The sequence below is a fragment of the Sphingomonas sp. P3_C5 genome (genome assembly GCF_056402635.1).
On the sequence record NZ_JBFUHA010000001.1, the window covers coordinates 579134 to 604643 of the forward strand.

22 protein-coding genes are annotated in these 25510 nt (G+C 65.6%); 12 read left to right on the forward strand and 10 right to left on the reverse strand.

The genetic code is table 11. The features are described from left to right. Positions 1–10 precede the first annotated feature (10 nt). The 6 genes from AC1DVS_RS02835 (at position 11) to AC1DVS_RS02860 (ending at position 4434) form a co-directional block, all read left to right on the forward strand. Positions 11–322 carry a hypothetical protein gene (locus AC1DVS_RS02835; protein WP_478020072.1) on the forward strand — a complete coding sequence of 104 codons (312 nt, stop codon included), beginning with the start codon at positions 11–13 and terminating at the stop codon, positions 320–322. Between the two features lie 99 nt (positions 323–421). Then, a complete protein-coding gene (gene sucC, locus AC1DVS_RS02840; protein ID WP_478020074.1) occupies positions 422–1621 on the forward strand; it encodes an ADP-forming succinate--CoA ligase subunit beta in 1200 nt (399 codons plus the stop codon). A 44-nt stretch (positions 1622–1665) separates the two neighbouring features. Continuing rightward, positions 1666–2415: an electron transfer flavoprotein subunit beta/FixA family protein gene (locus AC1DVS_RS02845; protein WP_478020076.1), complete on the forward strand. Its 750-nt coding sequence runs from the start codon at positions 1666–1668 to the stop codon at positions 2413–2415. Further along, positions 2412–3344: an electron transfer flavoprotein subunit alpha/FixB family protein gene (locus AC1DVS_RS02850; protein ID WP_478020078.1), complete on the forward strand. Its 933-nt coding sequence runs from the start codon at positions 2412–2414 to the stop codon at positions 3342–3344. Before AC1DVS_RS02845 ends, AC1DVS_RS02850 begins: the two co-directional genes overlap by 4 nt. After that, positions 3341–3859: a hypothetical protein gene (locus AC1DVS_RS02855; protein ID WP_478020080.1), complete on the forward strand. Its 519-nt coding sequence runs from the start codon at positions 3341–3343 to the stop codon at positions 3857–3859. The genes AC1DVS_RS02850 and AC1DVS_RS02855 overlap by 4 nt, the downstream gene beginning before the upstream one ends. Positions 3860–3888: 29 nt before the next feature. Next, a complete protein-coding gene (locus AC1DVS_RS02860; protein WP_478020082.1) occupies positions 3889–4434 on the forward strand; it encodes an AAA family ATPase in 546 nt (181 codons plus the stop codon). A 3-nt stretch (positions 4435–4437) separates the two neighbouring features. Here AC1DVS_RS02860 and AC1DVS_RS02865 read toward each other — a convergent pair whose 3' ends face one another. The 6 genes from AC1DVS_RS02865 to AC1DVS_RS02890 form a co-directional block, all read right to left on the reverse strand. After that, on the reverse strand, positions 4438–5445 hold the full coding sequence (locus AC1DVS_RS02865) for a histone deacetylase family protein (RefSeq protein WP_478020084.1): 1008 nt from the start codon (positions 5443–5445) through the stop codon (positions 4438–4440). Then, on the reverse strand, positions 5442–6623 hold the full coding sequence (gene nhaA, locus AC1DVS_RS02870) for a Na+/H+ antiporter NhaA (protein WP_478020086.1): 1182 nt from the start codon (positions 6621–6623) through the stop codon (positions 5442–5444). The genes AC1DVS_RS02865 and nhaA overlap by 4 nt, the downstream gene beginning before the upstream one ends. Beyond that, the gene (locus AC1DVS_RS02875) at positions 6620–8188 is read right to left on the reverse strand and encodes a lysine--tRNA ligase (protein ID WP_478020088.1); all 1569 of its coding nucleotides are present in this window, start codon (positions 8186–8188) and stop codon (positions 6620–6622) included. The genes nhaA and AC1DVS_RS02875 overlap by 4 nt, the downstream gene beginning before the upstream one ends. Before the next feature lie 48 nt (positions 8189–8236). After that, positions 8237–8731: a hypothetical protein gene (locus AC1DVS_RS02880; RefSeq protein WP_478020089.1), complete on the reverse strand. Its 495-nt coding sequence runs from the start codon at positions 8729–8731 to the stop codon at positions 8237–8239. Continuing rightward, positions 8706–9506 carry a hypothetical protein gene (locus AC1DVS_RS02885; protein WP_478020091.1) on the reverse strand — a complete coding sequence of 267 codons (801 nt, stop codon included), beginning with the start codon at positions 9504–9506 and terminating at the stop codon, positions 8706–8708. The genes AC1DVS_RS02880 and AC1DVS_RS02885 overlap by 26 nt, the downstream gene beginning before the upstream one ends. A gap of 65 nt (positions 9507–9571) precedes the next feature. Next, positions 9572–9745 carry a hypothetical protein gene (locus AC1DVS_RS02890; RefSeq protein ID WP_478020093.1) on the reverse strand — a complete coding sequence of 58 codons (174 nt, stop codon included), beginning with the start codon at positions 9743–9745 and terminating at the stop codon, positions 9572–9574. 118 nt (positions 9746–9863) lie between these two features. Between AC1DVS_RS02890 and AC1DVS_RS02895 the strand changes: the two genes are divergently transcribed. The 3 genes from AC1DVS_RS02895 to AC1DVS_RS02905 are packed head-to-tail and all read left to right on the forward strand — an operon-like array spanning position 9864 to position 13906. Beyond that, complete coding sequence (locus AC1DVS_RS02895) at positions 9864–10592, forward strand: sterol desaturase family protein (protein WP_478020095.1); 729 nt, start codon at positions 9864–9866, stop codon at positions 10590–10592. 48 nt (positions 10593–10640) lie between these two features. After that, a complete protein-coding gene (locus tag AC1DVS_RS02900) occupies positions 10641–13346 on the forward strand; it encodes an ATP-dependent DNA helicase (RefSeq protein WP_478020097.1) in 2706 nt (901 codons plus the stop codon). A 17-nt stretch (positions 13347–13363) separates the two neighbouring features. Next, positions 13364–13906: a SixA phosphatase family protein gene (locus AC1DVS_RS02905; RefSeq protein WP_478020099.1), complete on the forward strand. Its 543-nt coding sequence runs from the start codon at positions 13364–13366 to the stop codon at positions 13904–13906. On the opposite strand, the gene AC1DVS_RS02910 is transcribed toward AC1DVS_RS02905, so the two are convergent. Next, on the reverse strand, positions 13897–14427 hold the full coding sequence (locus AC1DVS_RS02910; protein ID WP_478020101.1) for a YceD family protein: 531 nt from the start codon (positions 14425–14427) through the stop codon (positions 13897–13899). The genes AC1DVS_RS02905 and AC1DVS_RS02910 overlap by 10 nt on opposite strands. Next, complete coding sequence (locus AC1DVS_RS02915; protein ID WP_478020102.1) at positions 14424–14972, reverse strand: ubiquinol-cytochrome C chaperone family protein; 549 nt, start codon at positions 14970–14972, stop codon at positions 14424–14426. Before AC1DVS_RS02915 ends, AC1DVS_RS02910 begins: the two co-directional genes overlap by 4 nt. A gap of 70 nt (positions 14973–15042) precedes the next feature. Between AC1DVS_RS02915 and AC1DVS_RS02920 the strand changes: the two genes are divergently transcribed. Together AC1DVS_RS02920 and AC1DVS_RS02925 are read left to right on the forward strand one after the other, a co-directional pair. Beyond that, positions 15043–15531: an outer membrane protein assembly factor BamE gene (locus tag AC1DVS_RS02920; protein WP_478020103.1), complete on the forward strand. Its 489-nt coding sequence runs from the start codon at positions 15043–15045 to the stop codon at positions 15529–15531. Between the two features lie 138 nt (positions 15532–15669). Next, on the forward strand, positions 15670–16176 hold the full coding sequence (locus AC1DVS_RS02925; protein WP_478020105.1) for an RcnB family protein: 507 nt from the start codon (positions 15670–15672) through the stop codon (positions 16174–16176). Positions 16177–16349: 173 nt separating this feature from the next. Here the strand turns inward: AC1DVS_RS02925 and pbpC are convergent, their stop codons facing one another. After that, positions 16350–18446, reverse strand: coding sequence for a penicillin-binding protein 1C (gene pbpC, locus AC1DVS_RS02930; protein WP_478020107.1), 2097 nt, complete (start codon positions 18444–18446; stop codon positions 16350–16352). Between the two features lie 154 nt (positions 18447–18600). Beyond that, the gene (locus AC1DVS_RS02935; RefSeq protein WP_478020109.1) at positions 18601–24399 is read right to left on the reverse strand and encodes an alpha-2-macroglobulin family protein; all 5799 of its coding nucleotides are present in this window, start codon (positions 24397–24399) and stop codon (positions 18601–18603) included. 187 nt (positions 24400–24586) lie between these two features. Between AC1DVS_RS02935 and AC1DVS_RS02940 the strand changes: the two genes are divergently transcribed. Further along, on the forward strand, positions 24587–25501 hold the full coding sequence (locus AC1DVS_RS02940; protein ID WP_478020110.1) for a sulfite exporter TauE/SafE family protein: 915 nt from the start codon (positions 24587–24589) through the stop codon (positions 25499–25501). Positions 25502–25510 lie beyond the last annotated feature (9 nt).

The following is a 25510-nucleotide window of genomic DNA, read 5'->3' on the forward strand; positions in this document are numbered from 1 at the left end:
GGATGAAGCGTTGCGTGTTCTTTTGATCGGTGCCCTGGTGGCGCCACCGTTGCTGATGCTCGGCGCCTGCTCGACGCCCGAGGATATGACACGCGCCGGGTTGGTGAATGCGGGAATCCCGAAGCCGGTGGCTGGCTGCATGGCCCACCGCATGGTCGAGCGCCTCTCCTTGCTCCAGCTGCGGCGGCTGTCGGGGCTCGGCAAGGCCGAGCATTCGAAGTCGCTCGATCAGTTCCTCTACCGCGTCCGCTCGCTCAACGATTCGAAGATCGTCGGGGTCACGACAAGCTCGGCCGCGCTCTGTGCGCTCGGTGTCGGGTAAAGTCGCGCCGCGCGACTTACCAGTTGTGGGGGTGGATTCGCCGCGCACGCTGTGCTTAAGGCGGCGCATTCCCCGATCTTCGAAAGGCTCGCGCCCCTCATGAACATCCACGAATATCAGGCCAAGGATCTCCTCGCCAAGTTCGGCGTACCCGTTCCCGCAGGCTTTGCCGCGATGAGCGCTGACGAAGCAGTTGAAGCGGCAGCGAAACTCCCCGGGCCGCTCTATGTGGTGAAGGCGCAGATCCATGCCGGCGGTCGCGGCAAGGGCAAGTTCAAGGAATTGGGCCCCGATGCCAAGGGCGGCGTCCGGCTGGCAAAGACCGCCGACGAAGTCCGCGCGGCGGCGACCGACATGCTCGGCAACACGCTGGTGACGATCCAGACCGGCGAGCATGGCAAGCAAGTCAACCGCCTCTACGTCACTGACGGCGTCGATATCGCCAAGGAATTCTACCTCGCGCTACTGGTCGATCGCGTCACGGGCCGAGTCGCGTTCGTCGTCTCGACCGAGGGCGGCATGGACATCGAAACCGTCGCGCATGACACGCCGGAAAAGATCCACAGCTTCGCCGTCGATCCCGCGACCGGCTTCATGCCCCATCACGGCCGCGCCGTCGCCAACGCGCTCGGGCTGAAGGGCGATCTCGCCAAGCAGGCGTCGAACGTTTCTTCGAAGCTCTATGATGCGTTCATGGGCACCGATGCCGCCCAGATCGAAATCAACCCGCTTGCCCTTACCACCGACGGCAAGCTGATGGTGCTCGATGCGAAGGTCGGTTTCGATTCGAACGCTCTGTTCCGCCACAAGGACCTGATGGAGCTCCGCGACGAGACTGAGGAAGATCCCTCCGAGCTCGAAGCCTCCAAATACGATCTCGCTTATATCAAGCTCGACGGCGATATCGGCTGCATGGTCAACGGCGCAGGCCTCGCCATGGCGACGATGGACATCATCAAGCTCAACGGCATGTTCCCGGCCAACTTCCTCGATGTCGGCGGCGGCGCCAACAAGGAGAAGGTGACGGCGGCGTTCAAGATCATCCTCGCCGATCCCGCCGTGAAGGGCATCCTCGTCAACATTTTTGGCGGCATCATGAAGTGCGACATCATCGCCGAGGGCATCGTTGCGGCGGCGAAGGAAGTGAACCTCGCGGTGCCGCTTGTGGTCCGGCTCGAGGGCACCAATGTCGAGGAGGGCAAGAAGATCCTCTCGACCTCGGGTCTCGCTATCGTGCCTGCCAATGATCTGGGCGATGCCGCCCGCAAAATCGTCGCCGAGGTCAAGAAGGCGGCCTGAACCCTCCTCCCCAGGGAAGTGTTCAGACACAGGAGTGGATTGCAATGAAGGTGCTGGTCCCGGTCAAGCGGGTGCTTGACTATAATGTGAAGCCCCGCGTGAAGGCGGACGGCACGGGCGTCGATCTTGCCAACGTCAAGATGAGCATGAACCCGTTCGACGAGATCGCGGTTGAGGAAGCCATCCGCCTGAAGGAAAAGGGCGTGGTCACCGAGATCGTCGCTGTCTCGATCGGCGAGCAGAAGAGCCAGGAAACGCTCCGCACCGCGCTCGCCATGGGCGCTGACCGCGCGATCCTGGTCGTCTTGGACGAAAAGGTCGAGCCGCTGGGCGTCGCCAAGCTGCTCGCCAAGATTGCCGAGGAGGAAAAGCCCGATCTGATCATCCTGGGCAAGCAGGCGATCGACGACGACAACAACCAGACCGGCCAGATGCTCGCTGGCCTGCTCGGCTGGGGCCAGGGCACGTTCGCTAGCGCCGTGGTCGTCGCTGATGGCGTCGCCAAGGTGACCCGCGAAGTTGATGGCGGCTCCGAGACCGAGGATCTGAAGCTCCCCGCGATCGTCACCACCGATCTTCGCCTCAACGAGCCACGCTACGCCTCGCTGCCCAACATCATGAAGGCGAAGTCCAAGCCGATGGCGCAGAAGACGCCCGCTGATTACGGCGTCGACGTTGCGCCGCGCCACACCACCCTCAAGGTCGTCGAGCCCGCCAAGCGTACCGCTGGCGTCAAGGTTGCCGATGTCGATGCCCTGATCGAAAAACTCAAAGTGATGGGAGTCGCGAAATGAAGACGCTCGTCTGGGTCGAACATGACGGCAAGGCCGTCAAGGACGCAACGCTCGCCGTGGTCACCGCAGCGTCGAAACTCGGCGAGGTCCATCTCCTCGTCGCCGGCCAGGGCGTCGACAGCGTTGCCGCCGAGGCAGCGCAGATCGCCGGCGTCGGCAAGGTCCATGTCGCTGATGATGCTGCCTATGCGCATGCGCTGGCCGAGAATGTCGCACCGCTCGTCGTCGAGCTGATGGGGCATCACGACGCGGTGCTGTTCCCGGCAACCTCGAACGGCAAGAACATCGCGCCACGCGTCGCTGCTCTGCTCGACGTGATGCAGATCAGCGACATCCTCTCGGTCGAGGGTCCGGATACCTTCACCCGCCCGATCTATGCCGGCAACGCGATCGCGACCGTCCAGACCAAGGACGCCAAGCTGGTCATCACCGTGCGCGGTACCGCCTTCGAAAAGGCCGCGACCAGCGGCGGCTCCGGCACCATCGAGAAGGTCGCTGCGACCGGCGACAAAGGCCTCTCGACCTTTGCCGGCTCGGAGATCGCCAAGTCAGAGCGCCCTGAGCTCACCTCGGCCAAGATCATCGTGTCGGGCGGCCGTGCGCTCCAGAACAGCGAGAACTTCCACAGCCTGATCGAACCGCTCGCCGACAAGCTCGGCGCTGGCGTCGGCGCCTCGCGCGCCGCGGTGGATGCCGGCTATGTCCCGAACGATTACCAGGTCGGCCAGACGGGCAAGATCGTCGCGCCCGAAGTCTATATCGCGATCGGCATCTCCGGCGCGATCCAGCATCTCGCGGGCATGAAGGATTCCAAGACGATTATCGCCATCAACAAGGACGAGGACGCCCCGATCTTCCAGGTGGCTGACATCGGGCTGGTCGGCGACCTGTTCAAGATCGTGCCCGAACTCACCGAGAAACTGGGGTGACCATCGGGATGCCGGCACTCGCAAGGGCTGCCGGCATCCTGTCGCTCTGTCTGGCCTCCGGCGCGCAGGCGCGTTGCGACCTGCCGCAAGAGGCGCGATCCTGGCTTGCCGGCCATTCAGGCTGGCGCATGGTCGATCTGGCTGACCTCAATCCCGACGACAGCGCGCTCTGGCGCAAGGCCTATCCCGGAACCTGCCCGGGATTCGCGCGAGCGCGGCTTGATGGGTCGGGCACGCCGCATGTCGCCGTCGCTATGCTCTCGACCGGGGGCGGGCAGCGGATGGAGCGGGTGATGCTTTTTCACGCCGCCGACCGGCCGAGGCTGATGACCTCCTCTCGCGTGCAGAATCTTGGCGTTGTGCGACGTCTTGGCCCAGGGCGATACGGTAATGTGACCGACGAGCATATCGTCCGGAACCGCCATGATTCGATCCAGGTCGAATTCCTCGAAACGTCATCCCAGCTTTTCTATCTCTCCGCCGGCCGGCTCAGGAATATCTGGACGTCTGACTAGGCAGATCGCGCTGCTCCCCGAAGGACCCGATGGACGCCAATCGCCTGTTTGTCCTCACTGGAGGTCCCGGATCGGGCAAGACGACATTGATCGATGCGCTTGCCCATGCGGGTATCGCGACTAGCCCCGAAGTTGGCCGCGCCGTGATCCGCGAGCAGCTTGCGACTGGCGGCAACGCCCTTCCCTGGGCCGACCAGCGGGCCTTTGCTGAGCTGATGATGGTCCGTGACGTGGCAGCGCATGCGGCGGCGCTGGCGACCGGGACGGTGACCGTTCTGGATCGCGGTGTCCCCGATATCGCCGGCTTCCTGCGTGTCTCGGGGCTGCCGGTACCGCCGCATATCAATGCGGCGGCATGGGCATGCCGCTATAACCCTCGCGTCTTCATCGCCCCCTTCTGGGCCGAGATCTTCACCGGTGATGCGGAGCGCAAGCAGTCAGCAGGGGTGGCGAGCGCAACATTCGATGTGATGGCTGAGACCTATCGCGGCTACGGCTATGAACTTATCAAAGTGCCGCGGGCTTCGGTCGCTGAACGCGTGGCGTTCGTCGCTGATCGAATCGGCCCCGCCTGAGGTTCAGGCGAAGCCGCCGAGAAGGCTCGTCACGTTGCCGCCGAGCGCGTCGATTGCATAACCACCTTCCATCGCGATCAGGACTGGCCAGCCCCGCGTGGCGATGTCCCGGGCGAGCACCGCATAGTCCTGGGTCCGCAACGCGAAGTGGGAGATCGGATCACCTTCCCATGTATCGGCACCAAAGCTGACGATCAGCAGCTCAGGTTTGAAGGCAGCGATTGCATCGAGCGCCACCCTCTGCGCGGCGCGAAACGATTCGAGCTGAGCGCCTTGCGGCAGCGGAAGGTTGAGCGTCGTGCCGGCGCCATCGCCTTCGCCGGTCTCGTCGGCATGGCCCCAGAAAAAGGGATAGTCGGTCATGGGGTCGGCATGGATCGAGGCGTAGAACATGTCACCGCGCGTCCAGAAGATATCCTGGGTGCCATTGCCGTGATGATAGTCGATATCGAGGATCGCGACCCGCCTCATCCCAGCATCGCGCGCTGCCTGCGCGGCAATCGCGGCGGTGTTGAGATAGCAATAGCCGCCCAGATAGTCGGCGCCGGCATGGTGGCCCGGCGGACGACACAGAGCGAAGGCGGCGCGATCACCCGCCAGCACCGCATCGAGCGCCGAGAGAACCGATTGCGCACTCCAATAGGCAGCGTTCCAGGTTTCGCCGGTCAACGGCGTCGAGGCGTCAAGGCTATAACGCCCGGCGAGCGCATCGATCCGGTCCAGCTTGAGCGGACGCCGGCCAACGATTGGCCAAATATACCCCATGACGTCACCAGGCCGGCCCGCCGCTGCCCAGCGCGCCGGGCCGGTCTTCAGGAAATCCAGATAGCCGGCGTCATGCACCGCGCGGATTGCCGCTTCGCCGTGATCGGTAGGCAAGTCAGCGCCGCCGATCGCGGCGAGGATCGCCTCGGCACGTACCGGTTTCTCGGCGAAATCGGTGAAGCCGCCATTGTGCAGCTCCTTCTCGGGCGCATGGGCAAGCTGGCGGGGATCGAAAAAGCGTTTCATGGCGTCACTCTAGGTGCGAGGCGCAGCACGACATAGCCTGTGACTGCCGACAGGATCGATCCCGCCAGCACGCCGATCTTCACCTCGTCCATCATCGTACCACCGCCTGGAAAGGCGAGGCCGCCGATGAACAGGCTCATCGTGAAGCCAATCCCCGCGAGCAGTGAAACGCCATAAATCTGCGTCCAGCTCGCGCCGCCTGGTGCGCGCGCGACGCCGAAACGCACGGCAAGGCGAATGCTCCCAAAAATCCCGATCTGCTTGCCGAAGAACAGCGCCAGCGCAATGCCGAGTACCAGCGGCTCGATGAGGACGCTGGCCGAGCTGCCACTGAGCGACACCCCGGCATTGGCGAACCCGAACAGCGGCACAATCGCATAGGCGACCCATGGGTTCAGCGCATGTTCGAGCCGGTGCAGCGGCGAGCCATCATGGTCGCGCGCACGGATCGGGATCAGCATCGCCGTCACCACCCCGGCGATCGTCGCATGCACGCCGGACATCAGTATCAGAAGCCACAACAGCCCAAACCCAATCAGATAGGGCCAGAGTCGAATGACGCCAAACCGGTTCATCGCTGCCATGCCAGCCGCGACGATTGCCGCCGCTGCCAGCGCGAGCAGCGCCAGCCCATGGCTGTAGAAGACCGCGATGATCGCGACCGCACCCATATCGTCGACGATCGCGACGGTGGTCAGGAACAGCTTGAGGGACGGCGGAATGCGTGAGCCAAGCAGCGCCAGTACGCCGATGGCAAAGGCGATGTCGGTCGCCGCGGGGATCGCCCAGCCCGGGCGAAGGTCCGCCGCGCCGCCAGTGATCGCGAGATACAGGATCGCGGGGCAGATCATGCCCGCCGCCGCAGCGATGATCGGCAACCGCCTGCGCTCAGCGCTCGCCAGTTGCCCGTCGACGAGCTCGCGCTTGATCTCAAGCCCGACCAGCAGGAAGAAGATCGCCATCAGCGCATCGTTGATCCACAGATGCACGGTCATCGGGCCGATCGCCGGCGCGAGAACCGGACCGGTCTCCCAATGCAGCAGTCCGAAATAAGCACCGGCCAGACCCGAATTGGCGGCGATCATCGCCAGCGCCGCCGCTGCGATCAGCAAAATCCCGCCCATCGCCTCGTTGGCGAGGAAGTCGCGCAGCACCGAGGCGGCGCGCTGACGGGTCACCGCGCCAATGCCTCGGCGATCAATTTGCGCGTATTTTCGATGCCATAGAGCGCGATGAAGCTGCCCATGCGCGGCCCCTGGCTCGATCCGAGCAGCGTCTCGTACAATGCCTTGAACCAGTCGCGCAGATTCTCGAACCCGCCGGTCTTCCCGATCTCATAGACGATATTCTGGATCTCCTCCGCGCTCGCCTCGGTGGGCAGAGCGGCGAGATCGGCATCAAGCTGTTCGAGTGCCGCGATCTCCACGCCTTCCGGCGCACGCCGCTTCAGCGTCGGCGCGACGAAATCGCGGCCATAGGCAAGCGCATGGCCGATCAGCCGGTCGAGTTCGGGATAAAGCTCTGGCGTCGCATCAGGCACATAATTGGCGAGATAACCCCAGACCTGCTCCTTGGTGGCGTCACCCATCACCCCAACAAGGTTGAGCAGCAGGCCGAACGTCACCGGCAGCTCGCCCGTCGGCAGTTTGCCGTCATGAATATGGTGGACGGGATTGCCGAGCTTCTCCTTCAGCTCCTGGCCGGCATAATTGCCCCGGAACTGCCAGTAATCGTCCACCGCGCGCGGTATGACGCCCATGTGGAGCGACTTCGCCTTTCGCGGTTCACGGAAGATGTAGAAGGCAAGGCTCTCCTCGGGGCCATAGGTCAGCCAATCGTCGAGGCTGAGGCCATTGCCCTTGGACTTTGAGATTTTCTCGCCCTTTTCGTCGAGGAACATCTCATAGGTGAGGCCCTCGGGCGGACGAGCGCCGAGCACCCGCGTGATCTTCGACGCCTGGGTGACGCTGTCGATCAGATCCTTGCCAGACATCTCGTAATCGACCTGCAGCGCGGTCCAGCGCATCGCCCAATCGACCTTCCATTGCAGCTTGGCCATGCCGCCCAGCGCCGACTGCTTGATCCGGTCCCCTTCATCCATGAAAGCGATAATCCCGGCGTCGGCATCGATCACCTCAACTGGAACCTGGAGCACGATGCCCGATTTCGGGCTGATCGGCAGGATCGGCGAATAGGTCGCGGCGCGCTCGGCGCGGAGCGTCGGGATCATCACGTCCATGATCGCCTGATAGCGCTGCAGGATCAGCTTCAGGGTCGGGTCGAACCGCCCGGACGCATATTCGGTCGTCGAAGACAGGAATTCATAATTGAAGCCATAGCGATCGAGAAAATCGCGCAGCATCGCGTTGTTGTGGTGCGCGAAGCTTTCGAACTTCTCGAAGGGATCGGGCACCTTGGTCAGCGGCTTGCCGAGATATTCGGTAAGCATCGCCTTGTTCGGGACATTGTCCGGAACCTTCCGCAACCCATCCATGTCGTCCGAAAAGGCGATCAGCCGCGTCGGCGTGTCGCTGAGCGCGTGGAAGGCGTTGCGCACCATGGTCGTGCGCAGCACTTCGTTGAAGGTGCCGATATGCGGCAGACCCGACGGACCATAGCCGGTCTCGAACAGGACCGGCGCACCCTGTTTGCCGTCAGGATAGCGCTTCAGCAGCTTGCGCGCCTCTTCATAGGGCCAGGCTTTGGATTCGAGTGCGGCGGCGCGGAGTTCGGGGGCGGTCATGCGGCGGGGCCTAGCGCATAGGCAATGAGGCACACAACTCTTGTCGGGTTATGGCGTGACGCTGATATCGCCGAGGCCGAAGTCTCCGGCAGGGCAAGTGCTCGATGTGGCGATCGCAACGGGCAATGGCCGGGCGAGATGCACGCCCAGCCGATCGAGCGTTCGTGGCACTAGCCTAAAGAGCATCGTCCTGGTCTCGGGCGGTGCCGTGTATTGCTGCCGGCGATAGAGATAACGCACGGCACCGACGGATGCAGCTTGCTGAGCAAAGGCGGTGGCGAAAGCCGCCCCGGGCGAGGCATCGCGCGCGCTGATTCGGCAGGCCCCGCGATCCGCCAGCACCACGTCATTCTGAACCGGGTGCCGCTCGATCCGGACGGCAAAGCCTTGCTGAGCGAGACGCACGGCGATCTTGCGCAACGCCTGATCCGCAAGCACCTGTTCAGGCGCTGACCGCATAGCACCCTTCAGCGCGATCGAACCGGTCGCCGCCAAAGCAAGCAGCACCAGCATCATGCTAACGCTGGCGGTCGATCGCGGCATAAGCCCCGCCCCCGACAATCAGGCCGGCCAACAGCAGGCCGGCCCAGGAAAAGAGCGTTGCGCCCGTGCCGAGGTGGAGCGAGTCGAAATCGGCGGGGAAATAGGCGATCGCCGTCAGCCGTACGATATTCAACGCGAACATTCCGGCCATCGCGACCACGCCGGCGACGATCAAGGGCCGGTCGACCCGCAGATCGAGCAAGGCGACGATCGAACTCCACAAGAGGATCGCAAGCGAGATATTATGGACCGACGAACAGGGCCCGCCGATGATGAAGCGCGCCCCTTTCCCGACAAAGCCGACCGTATTGCCCGTCGCCTCGGTTCCGGCCAGGGCGCCAACGATATGCCCGTCAAGGGCCAGCAGCGCCGGGGCAAAAAGAGTCAGGATCACCCGCCCCCACAGCAACGGCCCACTGAGCGCGAGCAGCACAAGCGCTATACGTCTCGAACGGCCGTCTCGGGCGGTGGCGATCAACCAGCCCCCCGTTGCGAAAACGGCGACTGCCGCTGGCCATGGCGCGGGGAACAGCGTCAGCGCCACGATCGGCATCAGCACGAACGGATCGGCGCGGTACCACCGGGGGCATGCGGTCTCGAGGGACTCCGGGTCGCACGCGATACGGAGCACAGCGAACAGCGCGAACCAGACCACCGCGCTGATTCCGGCCAGCGACAGCAATGTCCCGAACAGGCCGAGGCCCCGCAGCGATGACAGAATCGGATCGGCGAGCGCGTTGAGCACGGCAAGCGCTCCGGCAAAGGCAAACGCCATTGCCCGGTCGCATGTCAGCAGCTTCAAAGAAGAAAGCGGGCGGCGTAGCGCCGCCGCGCCGTCACTCAGCGCTTGGCCCGGCGCTTCAGGGCGCGATAGCCCATGCCGATCAGCGCAATCGCGCCGATGCCAACGCCGGCAATCGGTGCCGGGGTCACCACATTGCCGGCGAAAGCGGGAGATGCAAACGCGACAAGCGCGCCGAAAGCGACAATGTCGAGCGCGACGGACTTTAACATCAAATACCCCCCTGTGTTTGTCGGTAAGCAGAGGCTAGCATTCGGGCGAGCTTAAGCAAGGCATCATTCGAGGGCGAGACAGGTGCAGACGGGCGGATGGATCTGGGCTGTACTGCTAGTGGCGTGTTTTGCCCTGCTCGCGCTGATTGAAACGATTGCCCCGGGCCCTTCCCGATCCGGCAGCGACACGCGGCTGTTCGTGAATTTCTCGCTCGGCGCCATCAACATCGCGCTTGGCAGCGCACTGCCAGTCTCCACGCTCGCCGCAGCAGTGCTGGCTGAGGCGACTGGCGTCGGGCTCGGGCATGTGGTGGCGCTACCCTGGGGAATCCTGTTTGTCTTCACCTTAATTGCGCGCAGTTTCGTCACTTACTGGGTGCACAGGCTCAGCCATGGTGTGCCGCTGTTCTGGCGCCTGCACCGGGTGCATCATGGCGATCGTGCCGTCGATGTCTCCACCACGCTGCGCAACCATCCGGTCGAGCTGGCGCTGACTCTTCCCGCGGCCGCCGCGACCGTCTTGCTGCTGGGCCCGCCGATCTCGGTGGTGCTCGCCGCTGACACGCTATTGTTCGCGCTCGCTTTGTGGCAGCACGCGGACATCCGCACGCCGGCTGAGCCGCTGGTCGGCCATATCCTGGTGACGCCTGGCCTGCACCGCGCCCATCATCGCCCGCGCCGAACGGAGCATGATCGCAATTTCGGTGAGGTCATGATCCTCTGGGATCACCTATTCGGGACTTATGCAGCTCCTGTCGATCGAGATTCACCTGTCGGCCTTGAAGAGGCGATGCCTGGGCCGGAGCGGCTGATCGGGCTGGTTGCAAGACGTTTTCGTCGCCGCTGACGCGCGCGGTGTTTTCTTTTCGTTCTGCTCGTGGCATCGCTTGGGGCGATGGCGATGCCGCTGCCCTATCCCGCGCTTCACGCAAGCCATAGCGGCATCTGGATCGCAGATGCGGAAGGCACGCGGCCGATCGGGCGTGGCGAGGCGATCAAGATCGCGGCCGACACGCCGGTGATCCTGCTCAACGCGCCGCTGATCGGGCAGCGGCTGGGGTATGCCGATCTCTCAGGGCTCGACCTGCTCGAGCTCTTCGCTTTCCTGTGTCCGGCCCGCTTCATGGTGCCGACACCGCGCGGTCTTGCTCGGGTCACCGGGGTCGAGGCGCCGGCGCGCGATGAGGAGGTGGCTGCCTTCCTGCTGCGAGCGGCCGAAACGCTGCTCGAAATGCCCAAAACCGACTGGCCGGAGCGCGAGGGTGCCTGGACTTCGGCCCAATCCCTGTTCCGGCTGCGCTGGCCCTGGGCCATGCCGCTTGCTGACCGAATCGCCAAACCAGCGACGGCGGAACGCTGGCTGTTCACAAAGCTCCCTGAATGGTCGGAGGTTGCCCCGCGCCCGGCACCGCGCACGATCGCACTCGATCCACAGGAGACGCAGGATCGGCTTGCCCACCTCACTGGCAGCGCTGCCGAGCAGCGCCCCGGGCAGCGCGCCTTTGCTCAGGCGGCGATGGAGGTCTTCGCGCCGCGCATGGTGCGCGACGCGCCCAATATGCTGCTGGCCGAAGCGGGGACGGGAATCGGCAAGACACTTGGCTATCTCGCGCCGGCCTCGCTCTGGGCCGAGAAAGCGGGCGGCGCAGTGTGGGTGTCGACCTTCACCAAGGCGCTGCAGCGCCAATTGGGGCATGAAAGCGCGCGGCTCTTCCCCGATGCCGAGGTGCGAAAGGCCAAGGTCGTCACGCGCAAGGGGCGTGAGAATTATCTCTGCCTGCTCAATCTCGAGGATGCGTTGCAGGGCGGGTTCGCCGGCCGCGCCGCGATCCTCGCCCAGCTGGTCGCGCGCTGGGCCGCCTATAGTGCTGACGGCGACATGGTCGGCGGTGATCTGCCAGGCTGGCTGCCCACCCTGTTCCGCCGCAACGGATCGACCGCGCTGACCGATCGGCGCGGCGAGTGCGTCTATGCGGGCTGCCCGCACTACCGCAAATGCTTCATCGAACGCGCGGCGCGTGCCTCGGCCGAGGCGGATATCGTCATCGCCAATCACGCGCTGGTGATGGTCAACGCAGCGCGGGGCCGGGAAATGGCGACGCGGCCGACGCGTTATGTGTTTGACGAGGGCCATCACATCTTCGACGCAGCCGATTCGATGTTCTCGACCGCGCTCACCGGCGGCGAGACGATCGAACTGCGCCGCTGGATCATCGGCCCCGAATCGGGCGGACGCGGCCGGCGGCGCGGCCTCGCGGCGCGCCTCTCGGACGTCGCCAGCTATGACGAAGGCGGCGGTATCGCCATTACCGAGGCGATCAAGGCGGCGGGGGCGCTCGCAAGCGATGGCTGGCTCCAGCGGCTGAGCGAAGGCGCACCATTCGGGCCGATCGAGACCCTGCTCGCCGCGGTGCGCGGGCTTGCCTATGCCCGCGCTGATGCGGCGGGCGATGCGGGCTATGGCCTCGAAACCGAGCTTGCCGAGCCCGACGCAGCGCTGATCGAGGCGGCGGCACCCGCAGCTCAGGCACTCGATGCGCTCGTCCGGCCGCTCGTCACGCTGGGGCGTCGACTCGAGGCGGTGCTCGCCGAAGCGCCGGACTGGATGGATGGACCCGCTCGCGCACGAATCGAGGGTGCAATCGCGTCGATCGGCTGGCGCGCCGAGACGGTCGCCGCCTGGCTTTCGCTGCTCTCGCGGATCGGGGGCCCGGCAACCCCGGATTTCGTCGACTGGCTTGCGGTCGACCGGGTCGAGGGTCGCGAATATGATATCGGGCTGCACCGCCACTGGCTCGATCCTTCGAAACCCTTTGCCGAAACCGTGCTCAAACAAGCACATGGCGCGCTTGTGACGTCAGCGACGCTCCGGGGTGGCGGCGAATGGGAGGTAGCGGAGGCGCGCACCGGCGCTCAGCACCTCGTACGTGGCGCCAGCCGGTTCGAAGCGCCGAGCCCGTTCGACTATGCTTCCCAGGCGGAGGTGCTGATCGTCACTGACGTGAAGCGCGGCGATATGGGGGCGCTCGCCAATGCCTATGCTCGCCTCGGCGTCGCGTCGGGCGGCGGCATGCTTGGCCTGTTCACCGCGATCCGGCGCTTGCGCGGCGTTCATGCCCGGATCGCCGACCGGCTCGCCCGCGAGGGGCTGCCGCTCTACGCTCAACATGTCGATCCGATCGATACCGGCACGCTGGTCGATATCTTCCGCGATGACGCCTCGGCGTCACTGCTGGGGACCGATGCGCTCAGGGATGGGGTCGACGTGCCGGGCCGCTCGCTCCGGCTGGTGGCGATGGAGGGCGTGCCCTGGCCCAAGCCGACCGTGCTCCACGCTGCGCGACGGTTCGCCGGTGGCGGCTCAGCCTATGACGATCGCATCGTCCGCGCCAGGCTCGCCCAGGCATTCGGGCGGCTGATCCGCCGCGCTGACGATCACGGCGTCTTCATCCTGCTCTCTGCCGCCATGCCGTCACGTCTCCTAACTGCCTTTCCGCCCGGGGTGGCCGTGCGCCGCGTAACGCTCGATGAGGCGGTAATCCGCGCGGGCCGTCTTCCTTCCTTCTCCCATGTCGGGCATGAGGCGCGCGAGGAAGCCTGACGGAGACGTTTGCCGGGATGAAGACGCTGACGCTCCTGCGCCATGCCAAATCGGGCTGGGACGATCCGGTGCTGCGCGATTTCGATCGGCCGCTGAACGGCAAGGGCAAGCGCGCCGCCCAGCTCGTCGGTCGCAACTGGCGGACTCTGGGGCTCGTGTTCGATCATGCTATTGCCTCGCCCGCGGTCCGGGTGGTCGAGACGATCGAGCAGGTCGCATCCGGCTATGGCGACGCGCTCGCACCGGCCCTGGATCGTCGCATCTATCTTGCCTCGGCAACAACCCTGCTCGACATCGTGCATGAATTGCCGGCGGGCGCCGATCATGTGCTGATGGTCGGGCACAATCCCGGGCTTGAGGATCTGGTGCTGATGCTGGTCCCCGATTCGGACGAACAGCCGCTGCGCGACGATGTCGAGGCCAAATTCCCGACCGCGAGCACTGCCCAACTGCGCTTTGACGTCGCCGATTGGCACGATGTGGCGGCGGGCAGCGCGACGCTCGCGCTGTTCGTCCGGCCGCGCGACCTGGATCCCTCACTTGGCCCCGATCAGGACTGACGCTTTTCCATTTGAGCCTTGAGTCCCGCCAGCGCCCCGAGCGGCTTGGCTTCCTCCTCGCTGATCACTCCGGCTTCGCGCAACGCGGCTGCCGCATTCGGTCCGCGCGGGAAGGGATCGAGCGCGAGCGCCATCGTCTCCGCCGCCGCTTCACCCAAATCGATCGCGGCGCCATCAAAGCCCATTGTGTCGAGCGCATCCTCATCGAGCTCGATTTCATCGGCCTCTGATTGATCCCCAGCCACAAAGCGCAGGGCCACCGGCTCATCGACTGTCACCGGCAGGGCCTCGTCGGTCACGACACAGGATTGCACCACCGCTGCGCTGACAGTTCCGCGCGCAACGACTCCAGCGGCGTCGCGCCGCACCCGGAAAATGCCTTCGAGCCGGTCGACCGCCTTCAGCCCGAAGCGCTCGGCAAGCGCCGCACGCTCGCTTTCGGTCGCGGTGACGGCGATTTCGCGCTCGCCCTCGCCGATCGTGTCGATTCGTTCGAGCCGGGAGAATTCGGGTGCGGTCATGGTAGTTCGCCTGCGATCAAGCTGGCGGTAGGCGCCGCCGCCAGCGCATCGCGGAACGCCAGCAGCGATTCGCGCGCATGGCCAAGCGCCCCGGCACCCGGCGCCACGCCGCGATACAGGTTGCGGATCAAGGCGCCATCAAGGTCGCCACTCGCCAGCCCGTCGCGATAGGCGCCAAGCCTACCGCCGAGCATGCTCATCATCCTGCCGATATGCTTGCCGACGACCACGTCGCCGATGCCGATCTCGCGCAATTGCCCATCCATATCCTCGACGAAGCGCTCGGTGAGGCTGGCGCTTGGCGCTGCCGCGGCCGAATCGCCCTCGAATCGCAGCAGCACGAAAGCGAGGATGGCCGCGACCATATCGAAACGGCCGTCGATGCTGTCCGGCACCGCGCCCGCTTCATACCAGTGCGGCGCCCGCGCCCGCGCGACGATCGCGGTGTAGAGCGGCAGTTCCGCCTCATCCCGGCTTCCGAAAAGCTTTGCGAACCATTGCACCTGTAATGTCTCCCGCGCGTGCCCTTGTTTGGCCGCGTTCATCGGCATATTGAGGCTGGCGCCGCGCGATGCAATGCGCCGGCCTGCGCATCTCGCGTGCCTGGAGAGTTTGATGAGTGTGATTTCCGCCCGCATGTTGATGGGCGCCGCCCTGGGCCTCGCGACGATCGCTACTGGTGCCTGTTCGCCGTTGAAGGGCCATCAGGGCTATGTGCTCGATGTCGATCTGATCAACTCGGTCCAGCCCGGCGTCGATACCCGCCAGTCGGTCCTGCAGGTGCTTGGCAAGCCGAGCTTCACCAGCGAATTCAATCAGGGCGACTGGTATTATGTCGCGCGCGACACGCGCAACTTCGCGTACAACAATCCCAAGGTGATCAACCAGACGACGCTGATCGTCACCTTCGACGGCAGGGGCGTGGTCACCGGCGTACGCCGCACCGGCAAGGAGGAGGTCGCATCGATCAGCCCCTATGGCCGTGTGACGCCGACATTGGGCCGCAAGCGCAGCCTGTTCGACGAATTGTTCGGCAATATCGGCACGGTCAACGCGGCCGGTGGCGGCACCGGCGGCGATCAGGGCGGGCGCGATACGCCCTGATCCGAACCGGCTCTGGGGCTTCTTGATCCTTTCTATCTCCTGACAGGCCGGTTCGCGGCCCGTTCAGCGCGTCTCGTCCAAAAGGTGCGCATGGCGTCACCAGCCGATGGGGCGCCGGACGAAAAAGGAGACAAGATCATGCGTAAATTGATCATCACCGCGCTGATGGCCGCCGTCGCGCTTCCCGCTGCTGCCAGTGCGCAGTCCCAGGGCGAGCTCCGCCGCGACCGCCACGATATTCACCGGCAGCAGCGCGAGCTCGATCAGGCCCGGCGCACCGGCGATCGTAACGATATACGCGAGGAACGCCGCGACGTCCGTGAGGCCCGCCAGGAATACCGCGAGGATCTGAACGATCGCAATCGCCGCTGGAGCCGCAATGACTGGAGCGACTGGCGCAGCCGGAATCGTGCCGTCTTCGCGCGCGGCGAGTGGCGCGCACCGTTCCGCTACACGCCGTTCCGCGCAGGCTTGCGGATCTCGCCGGTCTATTACGGACCGCGCTATTACCTTGCCGATCCGTGGCGTTATCACCTGCCGCCAGCCGCTTATAATCAGCGCTGGGTCAGGCACTATAATGATCTGCTGCTGGTCGATGTCCGCCGCGGCATCGTCATCGACGTGATCCGCAACTTCTACTGGTAATAGAGGAAAGAGTTCGTCGCGGCCCGGGCGGTTCGCCGCCCGGGTTCGGCCGCGCCGCGGATATTCGCAGGCGCGGCCGGTGCCGTTACGTGCAGACGGCACGGCCCCGAAAGGGAAAGGGCCATAGCGTAAACGCACGAAGCCCCCGCATGTTGCCATGATCTCGCAGTTCTTCAGCGGATGGTGAAAAACACCTGATCCACCACATGACCCGCCACATCGATCAGCCGCAACCGGTGCTGCCCTGGTGCGGCGAGGATCTGCGGCTGCGAATCCGCAGGCCCCAGATCGCGCTGGTCGAGCAGCAGATGATGCGCTGTCACTTCGCCCGATATGAGCACAGCCACGCGCTGGCGGTCGGGCGGAATATCGGGGTCGATCGCATAGACGGTGCCGCTCACCGGATTGGTGATGCGCGGGCGGCGCGCTGCTTCGGGCGCTGCGGCGATTCGGCTTTGCGCGGTCCCGGCGAGAAAATATTCGAGGCGCGGCTGTTCGATATTGTTCGCGAAGCTGATCGCGCGCTGTTCGATTCCGGGCGGGCGGGGCGGTGGCGTCACCGTGTGGCCGTCGTTCAACGCAAGCATCAGATCGCGCCACACCGGCGCCGCCCCGCTGGTGCCCGAGACGGCACGCATCGGATCGCCCTCGAGATTCCCGACCCAGACCGCGACTGTGTAGCGATCGGTAAAGCCGATGCACCAATTGTCGCGCATCGCTTTCGACGTGCCGGTCTTCACCGCCGCCCAGAAAGGCAGCCGGAGCGCCGAATCGAGCCCAAAGGTCGCTGCACGGGCATTGGCGTCAGCCATCATGTCGGCGACCAGCCAGGCTGCCTGAGGTGACGTCACCTTGCGCGGTGCTTCGTGTGGCGCGTCGAGAGTGAGGCGAAGCGGCGACCAGCGCCCGGCATTGGCCAGGCTGCGATAGGCGTCGCCCTGTTCGAGCAAAGTGACCTCGGCCGAGCCCAGTGCTAGCGAGAAGCCGTAATATTGCCCGTCCTCGGTCATCCCGCGATAGCCGGTGTCCCATAGCCGGTCGCGAAAAGGATCGACCCCGACCAGCAACAGGGTGCGTACCGCCGGCACATTGAGCGATCCGGCCAGCGCGCTCCGCGCCGAGACCTGGCCCTTGAAGCCACGATCGTAATTCTGCGGCACATAAAGGCCCGAAGCGGTGTCGAGCTGTACCGGCGAATCGTCGAGGATCGAGGCTGGCGTCAGATAGCCCTTCTCGATCGCCTGGGCGTAGAGGAACGGCTTGAGCGTCGATCCCGCCTGGCGATAGCTGTTCGCGCCATCGACCGCCGGCGCCGTCGAGGCACCGCCGATGCCGCCGACATAAGCGAGCACATCGCCGCTCGCATTGTCGATCACCACTACCGCGCCGTCGCGCGCCCGGGCGCCGCCCAGCCCCTGGAGCTGGCGCTTCAGCGCCAGGATCGCCAGCCGCTGAATGCGGACGTCGAGCGTGGTGGTGATTTTCATTCCCGCCTTGGTGAGCAGCCGGTCGGCAAGATGCGGCGCAAGTCCCGGGTCGAGCGCGAGGCTGCGCGCAGGACCGAGCATTGAGGCCGCTTCGCCTGCGAAACGCGTGCAATCGGGTTCGCGGGACATGGCGCAGGCGCGTCGCGCGACTACATCCGCCGAGGCCTGAGGCTCGGGCAGCAAGGCCGCGAGCAGCAATGCATCATCATGCGCGAGCGCATCGGGTGTCTTGCCGAACAGACCGAGTGCCGCGGCGCCGATTCCCTGTGCCTCGCCGCGAAAGCCGGCCAGGTTCAGATAGGCCTCGAGGATCTCGTCCTTGCTCCACCCGCTTTCGAGCGCCCAGGCGGCCCGCATCTGGCGGAGCTTGTCCCAGATGTGCCGTGAGCCCGGCGCCGCCAGATCGGGCCCGAGGAATCCGGCCACCTGCATCGAGAGCGTACTTGCCCCGCGCGCCCGTTCCCCCTGAACCCGGTTGCGCGCGACGCCGAGCAGCGCCAGCCAGTCCACCCCCCCATGGCTGAAGAAGCGGCGGTCCTCCACCGAGACAAGCGTCTCGCGCGTGATGGCGGATACATGGTCGAGCGGCGTCCAGGCGAGCCGTCGCGCGGCAAAATCGACCCTCGCGCTGTCGATCAGCTGGCCATTTCGATCATAAAGCCACGCCTCGGACGGGCGCCAGGCGGCGCGGACATGGGCGAAGCCCGGCAGCGGCGGGGGCAAGGTGGCATAGTCGATAGCGGCATAAGCCACGATGACCAGCGTCAGGCTGGCGATCGTCATCCCGCTTCTGGTCCACAGCTTTCGCCAGAATGTGACGACAGACGCTCGCGTACGCAGCTCCAGTGCGTAAGTCCGTTCGGTTACACCCCGAACTCCGCCTGGGAACCGCATTTCGAGCCAGGCCCGCACCTTCGCTAGAGATGCGCGCACGATCTCACCGCTGCGCCACCGTCATCGGCGCATTGGGCAGCTGGGCGCGGATCTCGGGCGAATACATCGCCTCGACCCGCGATGGCGGCAGGTTGAACCGACCCGACCCATTCAGGCGCACCAGATAGCTGACGGTCAGCTTGCCACGCGGCAGCCAGGAGAAGAACGCGCGCCACGAAGCATTGCTCCGCTCGACATAAGCAAGCTGGGCGCCGACCTCGACATTCCAGAGCTTGCCGTCACTGCCGACCGCAACGAAATCGAAGCCGCCGCCTCCACTGCCCTGGTCAGCGAGAATCTTCGACTGGCCACCCTGATCGCCGATGATCGTGCCGCCCGCCGGGATCGGATCGTCGATCACCACCCAGTTGCGCTCAGCGGTCGATTCGACGGTGATCGTCACCTTCGCGACATCGCCGCGCGTCAGCACGCCCGGCGTACGCGCCTGCACCACGTCCACTTTACGGGCCATGCGATAGCCCGCGTACAACGGCTTGGTCAGCGGCACCGCGGCCGAGACCGAGACACTCGCCCATGGTCCCGCCGGGCCTGAGTGCGACAGGCGAAGCGGCATCTGCGCCGCCGGCAGCGGGAAGCTCGCATGGCGCAGATCGACTGCGAGCGGCCAGTTCTTCGAGATCGTCTGCCCGCCCAGCACCATGGTGGTAGCACCGGTGATGGCGCTCGCCGGATAGAGCGCCGCGAATTGGCGCACCGCGATGGTGCCCCACGCATTGGCGGTGGTCGTGTCCCAATGCCCGCGCACCTGGCGGAGCGCCACGCCGACCATCATTTTTGGCGCGTCGTCCTGCCAGCCGGGCCGGCCGAGCGTCGCGACCAGCGCCTTGATCGAGGCCTCGTCGCTGGAGGACATCAGCCACCAGGCCGAGCTCGACGCATCAGTCAGGTCGAGCCGCGTCCCCTCATAGGCGATGCGTGAGCGGATCACCGCTTCGGCATTGGCCTTGAGCGCAAGGCTGTTGGCGAGTCCGGGCACATGGTCGAGTGCCACGAGATAATCCGCCACGCTCGCGGTCGGCATTTCCTTCGGCGTGATGCTGATCTGCCCAAGCATCGCCGGGGTCGCCGCGCCCGCCCGCGCCAGCGCGGTGAAGGCGGCGACCTTTTCGAGGCGGACATCGCCGTAGGTCTCATGCCGCAGCCGCCCGTCGAGCACTGCCTTCAGCCCCTCGATCATCCGCGTCCGCGGCCCTTCCGGAATCGGCAGCCCCGCATCGGAGGTGAGCGAAAGGACATAGGCGGTGAGGATCTCCGATCCCTCGAGCGAGTCCGACGGCCAGAAGCGCAACAGCCCGTCCGGCGCCTGATAGGTGGGGATATCCCCCGCCAGCCGGGACCAGGCTGCCGTGTCGCCGAGCGCGACTGCCCGCGACAGGCGCTGCTCGAAACAATCATAAGGGTACGCGCTCATGAAATCGCGCACACCCTGCAGCGGCGGCGCCAGCGTGTCCTCGAGCCGGATATCGACAGTACCACGTCCCGCCAGCGCCCCCATCGGCGGCGCGACCGGGATCGCGGTGTCGGTGCCGACCCGGGTGAGCGTCGCCGCCCAGACCTCGACCGGCACCGCGGGGATCACATCCTGATTGACGGTCAGCTGGTCGACCGCCTTGCCGCCTTCCGCCTTGGCGCTGACATGCCAGCGCAGATTGGCGACATTGCCCGGCGCCGTCAGGTTCCAGGCAACCGGCACCGCGCCGCCCGCCGGGATGGTCACGGTCAGCGGATGCCCCTGCGCGATCCGCGGCGTCACATCGACGGTCGCGGTCACCTTCATCGGCTGGCTTGATCCGTTGCGGAGGGTGAAGGCGGCCGCATAGAAATCGCCGCTGCGCACCAGGGGCGGCAGGCCGGCATAGATCGAGAGATCCTGCGCTGTCCGCACATTCGCCATGCCGGTGCCGAACAATTGCGATCCGTCGGTCGCGATCGCGACCAGCTTGAACGACGACAGCGCGTCGCTCAGCGGCACCGGAACCCGCGCCCGGCCCTCGGCATCGAGCGCGACCTTGCCCTTCCACAGCAGCACCGGCTGGAAATTCTCGCGGTTCAGCCCCGACATGTCGCTGCCGCCACCGCCGCCGGCCTCCACCGCCTTGCGGCCATAATGGCGCTTGCCGACGACCTGCATCTGCCCGGTCGAGGTGAGCACCGAGAGCGATCTCTCGCCCATCATCGCGGTCAGCACGTCCCAGCTCTCATTGGGCGCCAGCTGGAGCAAGGCCTGGTCGACTGCGGCAAAGGCCACATCAGCGCTCGCCGCCGGCTTGCCGTCAGGGCCCTTCACCTGGATATCGACCTGGGCCGTATCGCGCGCCGCATATCGCTCGTGGTCAGCCTTCACCGCGACCTGGAGTTTGTGCGCCTCCCATCCGACCTTCACCTTGGCGATGCCGAGGCGGTATGCCGGCTTGGCGAGGTCGACCAAAGCGGTGGGCTCAGTCGATTGCGGCGGACCGCTGGCAAGCCCCAGGCTCTGGGCGATGCCGTGCATCCAGCTCCAGAAACCACCCTCGACCCGGCCGCGCACCACCATCACCGAGACGAAGATGTCGGGCGCATAGCTCCCTGGCATCTGCACCTCGACGACCGGATCGCTGCCCGAAAGCTCAGTCACATAAGAGGCGAGCACGCCCTCGCGCTCGACCGTGACGAGCGCGGTCGCCTCGCGGAACGGCATCCGCACCTGGAAGCGCGCGGTCTCGCCGGCCGTGTAGCTGGTCTTTTCGGCGACGACGTCCATGCGGTCACCATTGTCGCCGCCGAACCACCAATCCTCGTCACCCGCGAGCCACACCGAAGTGGTCGCCCGCGCGACATTGCCATTGGCATCGGTAGTCGTCGCGACGGCATAGACCTCGCCCGAAATGCCGGGATCGACCTTGCACTGCGCCATACCCTGCGCGTCCGTGGTCGCGGTGCAGGTCTGGGCGAGCTTCTCAGTCTTCATCTGGTTGTCATAGGCGTAGAAGCCGCCGATCAGCCGCCGCCGTGCCGTCAATATCTTGCGGCTGTAGAGCGCGACCGTCACCTTCTGGTTGGCGATCGGCTTGCCCTGGGTGTCGAGCGCGACGAAGCGCAGGCGCAGATCGTCCTGCTTCATCAGCCAGCCATCGGTCTTGATGCCGAGCTGAACCGCCGACGGGAAGATCGGGATCGTCCTCGAGGCGGTCAGCACCTGGCCGTTCGCGTCCTGATAATCCATCTCGACCAGCATGTCGGTCGCGCTGTCCAGCGACTGCGGCACTTCGATCACGCTCTTGGCGGTGCCGTCGCCGCCCAGAGTCGCGGGCAGGGTCTGGGTCGGCGGGAGCGGGGTCTGCTCCTCCTCGCCCTCGCCATTCAGCGCCCTGGTGCCCTCGGTGACCGCATTGCCGCCAAAGGTGTAGCCCTCATAGCCATCGGGGGTCGAACTCCGCCCGAAATAGCCGACGCGCAGATCGACCGGCAGGTTCGAGGCGCCACCGCCTGACAAATAGCCGACGAACAGGTCGAGCGGCAGCGTCTTGGGCCGCACCGCTGCCTCTTTCGGCCCGGTCACGGTCGCGCGCATCGTCGGCAGCTTGTATTCGTCAACCTTGAAGCTCTGTCCGGTATAGATCGTCTTGTCGCCGACGATCACGTTCAGGTCGTAATCGCCCATCGGCGCGCCCTTGGGCGCGGTCCAGGTCGATTCGCCGATCCCGTTGGCGTCGATCGCAAGCGGCATGTCGAACTGGGTCTCGGAACCGCGATGCGACAGGCGCAGCGTGCCCGTCATCGCCGGCGCCATGCCGAAGCCCGCGCCGATCGAGCTGCGCAGGATATGCTTCATATGGATCGTCTCGCCCTGGCGGACGAGCGCGCGGTCGAACACGGTGTGGAGAATATCGCCCTTGGCTTCGTAACCATAAGGCAAGTCGAAATCATAAGGCCGGATGCCCTCGCCCCATGCCGTCAGCGTGAAGCTGAAATCGTCGCCGGCCCGGGCTGAGACCATCAGCGGGTGCGCGCTTTCGCTTTCGCAGCCGCTATCGGTGGTCGGTTCGGGCAGGCCGGGCGGCACCAGCAGGCCGCCGCTCGAGTCGGTCGCGCCGCGCGCGAGCAGCTTCCCGGTGCAACTGTCGGTGATGTGGATTTCGGCATTGGCGACCGGCTTGCCGCTGTCGAGCGACGTCACCCAGGCGAGCGATTTCTCGCGACCCCATTTGAAATGCACACTCATGTTGGTGACGAGCGCCGCCGAGGCGACATAGCGCGGCGCCTTGCGTCCGAGCAGCGCCTCACCCAGCACCGGGCTGGCGAGCTCGACGACATAGAATCCGGGCTTGGTCAGCGGCACGCCGACCACCTCGAACTCCTTGCCCTTGCCCGGCAGGCCGAGCTTGAACGCGGTTCCAGTACCGCCGCCAAGGATCGGTTTCGATCCGGTATCGTTGACGGCCACGGTCTCCTTGCCCTGCTTGACGTCATGGCTTTCATAATCGTCAGCACTGTCGACGGTGCGGAGCCACTCAGCGATCTCGCCGTCCGAGCCGGAGACCCGCAGGCTCTGCCCGCCAATGCCCAGATTGGTCCCCTGCAGCGATTCCTCGACATTGCGCACGGTCACGGGAAGCACCCCGCCTTCCTTCGCCTCGAGGATGCCGAATGAGGCAGCGAATTTCACCAGCGGCGGCGCCTGGTCGAACCGTATGTCGAGCGGGAAACGCTCAGCATTCGAGAGCAGCCGCCCGCTTTCGTCCTTGATGCCACCGGGCAGGATCAGCTTTGCCGCAGTCGCCGGCGGCAGCGGTGCCTTGAAGGTGACAGTCTCGATCGTCGCCTTTTTCTCGTCGTCCTTGTCGAACACCGGCGAAATCTGCTTGCCGTCGGCGGTCTGGATGCGGATCGCCTGGGCCGCGCTCATCGCGATCGGCGCGGAGAAGGAGACAGTCGCCTTCTCGACCGGGCTGCACCCGGCCGCGGCATTCACGCGGCTGCACTCGAAGCGCGCAGCAAAGGGCTTGCGGACGGTATAGTCGAAGCGCTGGTCGGCGCCCGCCTCCTTGCCGCCGGCGCTTGCGATCTTCGCGCCCCAGACCAGAGCCATGTCGCGCCCGGCGGGCAGCGGCCGATGGCATTTCACCGCGATCACACCGGCAAAGGCCTTTTCGCGGTCCGCCGCACTGGCCGGAATCGTGGTGGGCAGCCCGGCATCGTCGAGGAAGCTGCGGACATTCCAGTTGTCGGTACCCATTTCGCCGAGCAGCGACGCCGGCAGGCCGGCGGCCATGACGTCGACCGGGATCTTCTCGCCGATGCCGTCGACCGCGCAATAGGCATTGGCGGCGACTGAGGCCGGGGTGGCAGCCATATTGGGCGCGACGAGAAAGACCTGGTCCTCCTCGATCTCGCCGCCGTCCTGCCCGGGCAGCACGGCGCGCGCCACCGGGCCGCCCGCATCCACCTTGAACTCTTCCTGGCCGGTCAGGGCATAGCCCGAAATGCTCTTCAGCCCCTCTGTCATCTTGAAGCTGCAGGCGGTGCCGCCGGGGAGCGGGCTGGCGAAATCATAGACGAAGGTCTGCGGGTCGACCCAGCGGCCCGCGCCATCGACCGCGCAGGTCACGGCATAGGGCGATTTCGCCCGAGGATCGCCGAGCGCGACCATCGGCTGGCTGAACCGGACGGTGAAGGTCTGGATCGATCCCCCCGCACCGATGCCGGGGGTCGCCATCACGACCTGGGGGCTGTTGTCGGCGGAGGCGATGACGGGCGCGAGCGCAAGCCCGAGAAGTGCCAGACGGATAGCGAGCTTCATCGGATCCTCCCCCGGAATAACACAGGCTAAGGCCGGATGCTGGGCCAAGTCCAGCGGATTGATAGGACGTCATGACGGCATCAGGGCGCTTCGAGAGGTCAGGACCCGCGCGTCTTCGGGCCCGGCAGCACTGATTTCTGCCACCATCGCTTTGCGCATCGCCCCGAACAGGATATCCGCAGGCGCAATGGACATCTATCTGCCCATCGCCAACCTCTCGGTGAACGCCCTCGTCATCGTCCTTCTCGGCGGCGGAGTCGGGCTGCTGTCGGGGATGTTCGGCGTCGGCGGCGGCTTCCTGACGACGCCGCTTTTGATCGTCTATGGCATTCCCCCGACCGTCGCCGCGGCGTCGGCGGCAAGCCAGGTCACGGGCGCTAGTGTCTCAGGCGTGTTCGCGCATTTCCGGCGCGGCGGGGTCGATACCAAGATGGGCGGCGTGCTCGTCGCGGGCGGGCTGATGGGATCGATAGCCGGTGGCTGGATCTTCCGCCTGCTCCAGATGAGCGGCCAGATCGATACCGTCATCGCGATCGTCTATGTCGTGATGCTCACCTCGATCGGTGGCCTGATGGCGCGCGAATCCTGGACAACGATCCATGCCGCCCGCACCGGCGCACCGCCTCGCGCGCGCAAGCGGCGCCATCACCCCCTGGTCGCCTCGCTTCCGTTGCGGACGCGCTTCTACCGCTCGGGCCTCTATATCTCGCCGCTGGCGCCGCTGCTGCTCGGCTTCTTCACCGGCATATTGACGATCCTGCTCGGCATCGGCGGCGGCTTCATCCTCGTGCCGGCGATGCTCTATCTGCTCGGCATGACCACTCAGGTCGTCGTCGGCACCTCCCTGTTCCAGACCCTGTTCGTCACTGCGATGGCGACGATGGTCCATGCGACGACCACCAAGGCAGTCGACATCGTCCTCGCCGCGCTGCTGCTGCTCGGCTCGGTGGCCGGCGCGCAGGTGGGCGCCCGTCTCGCGACCAAGGCGAAGCCTGAATACCTCCGCCTCGCGCTTGCGGTTATCGTGTTGCTGGTGGCCTTCCGCATCGGCCTCGGTCTCGGCTGGCGGCCGGACGAAATCTACTCGGTCGAGCTGTCATGAAGCGCTTTG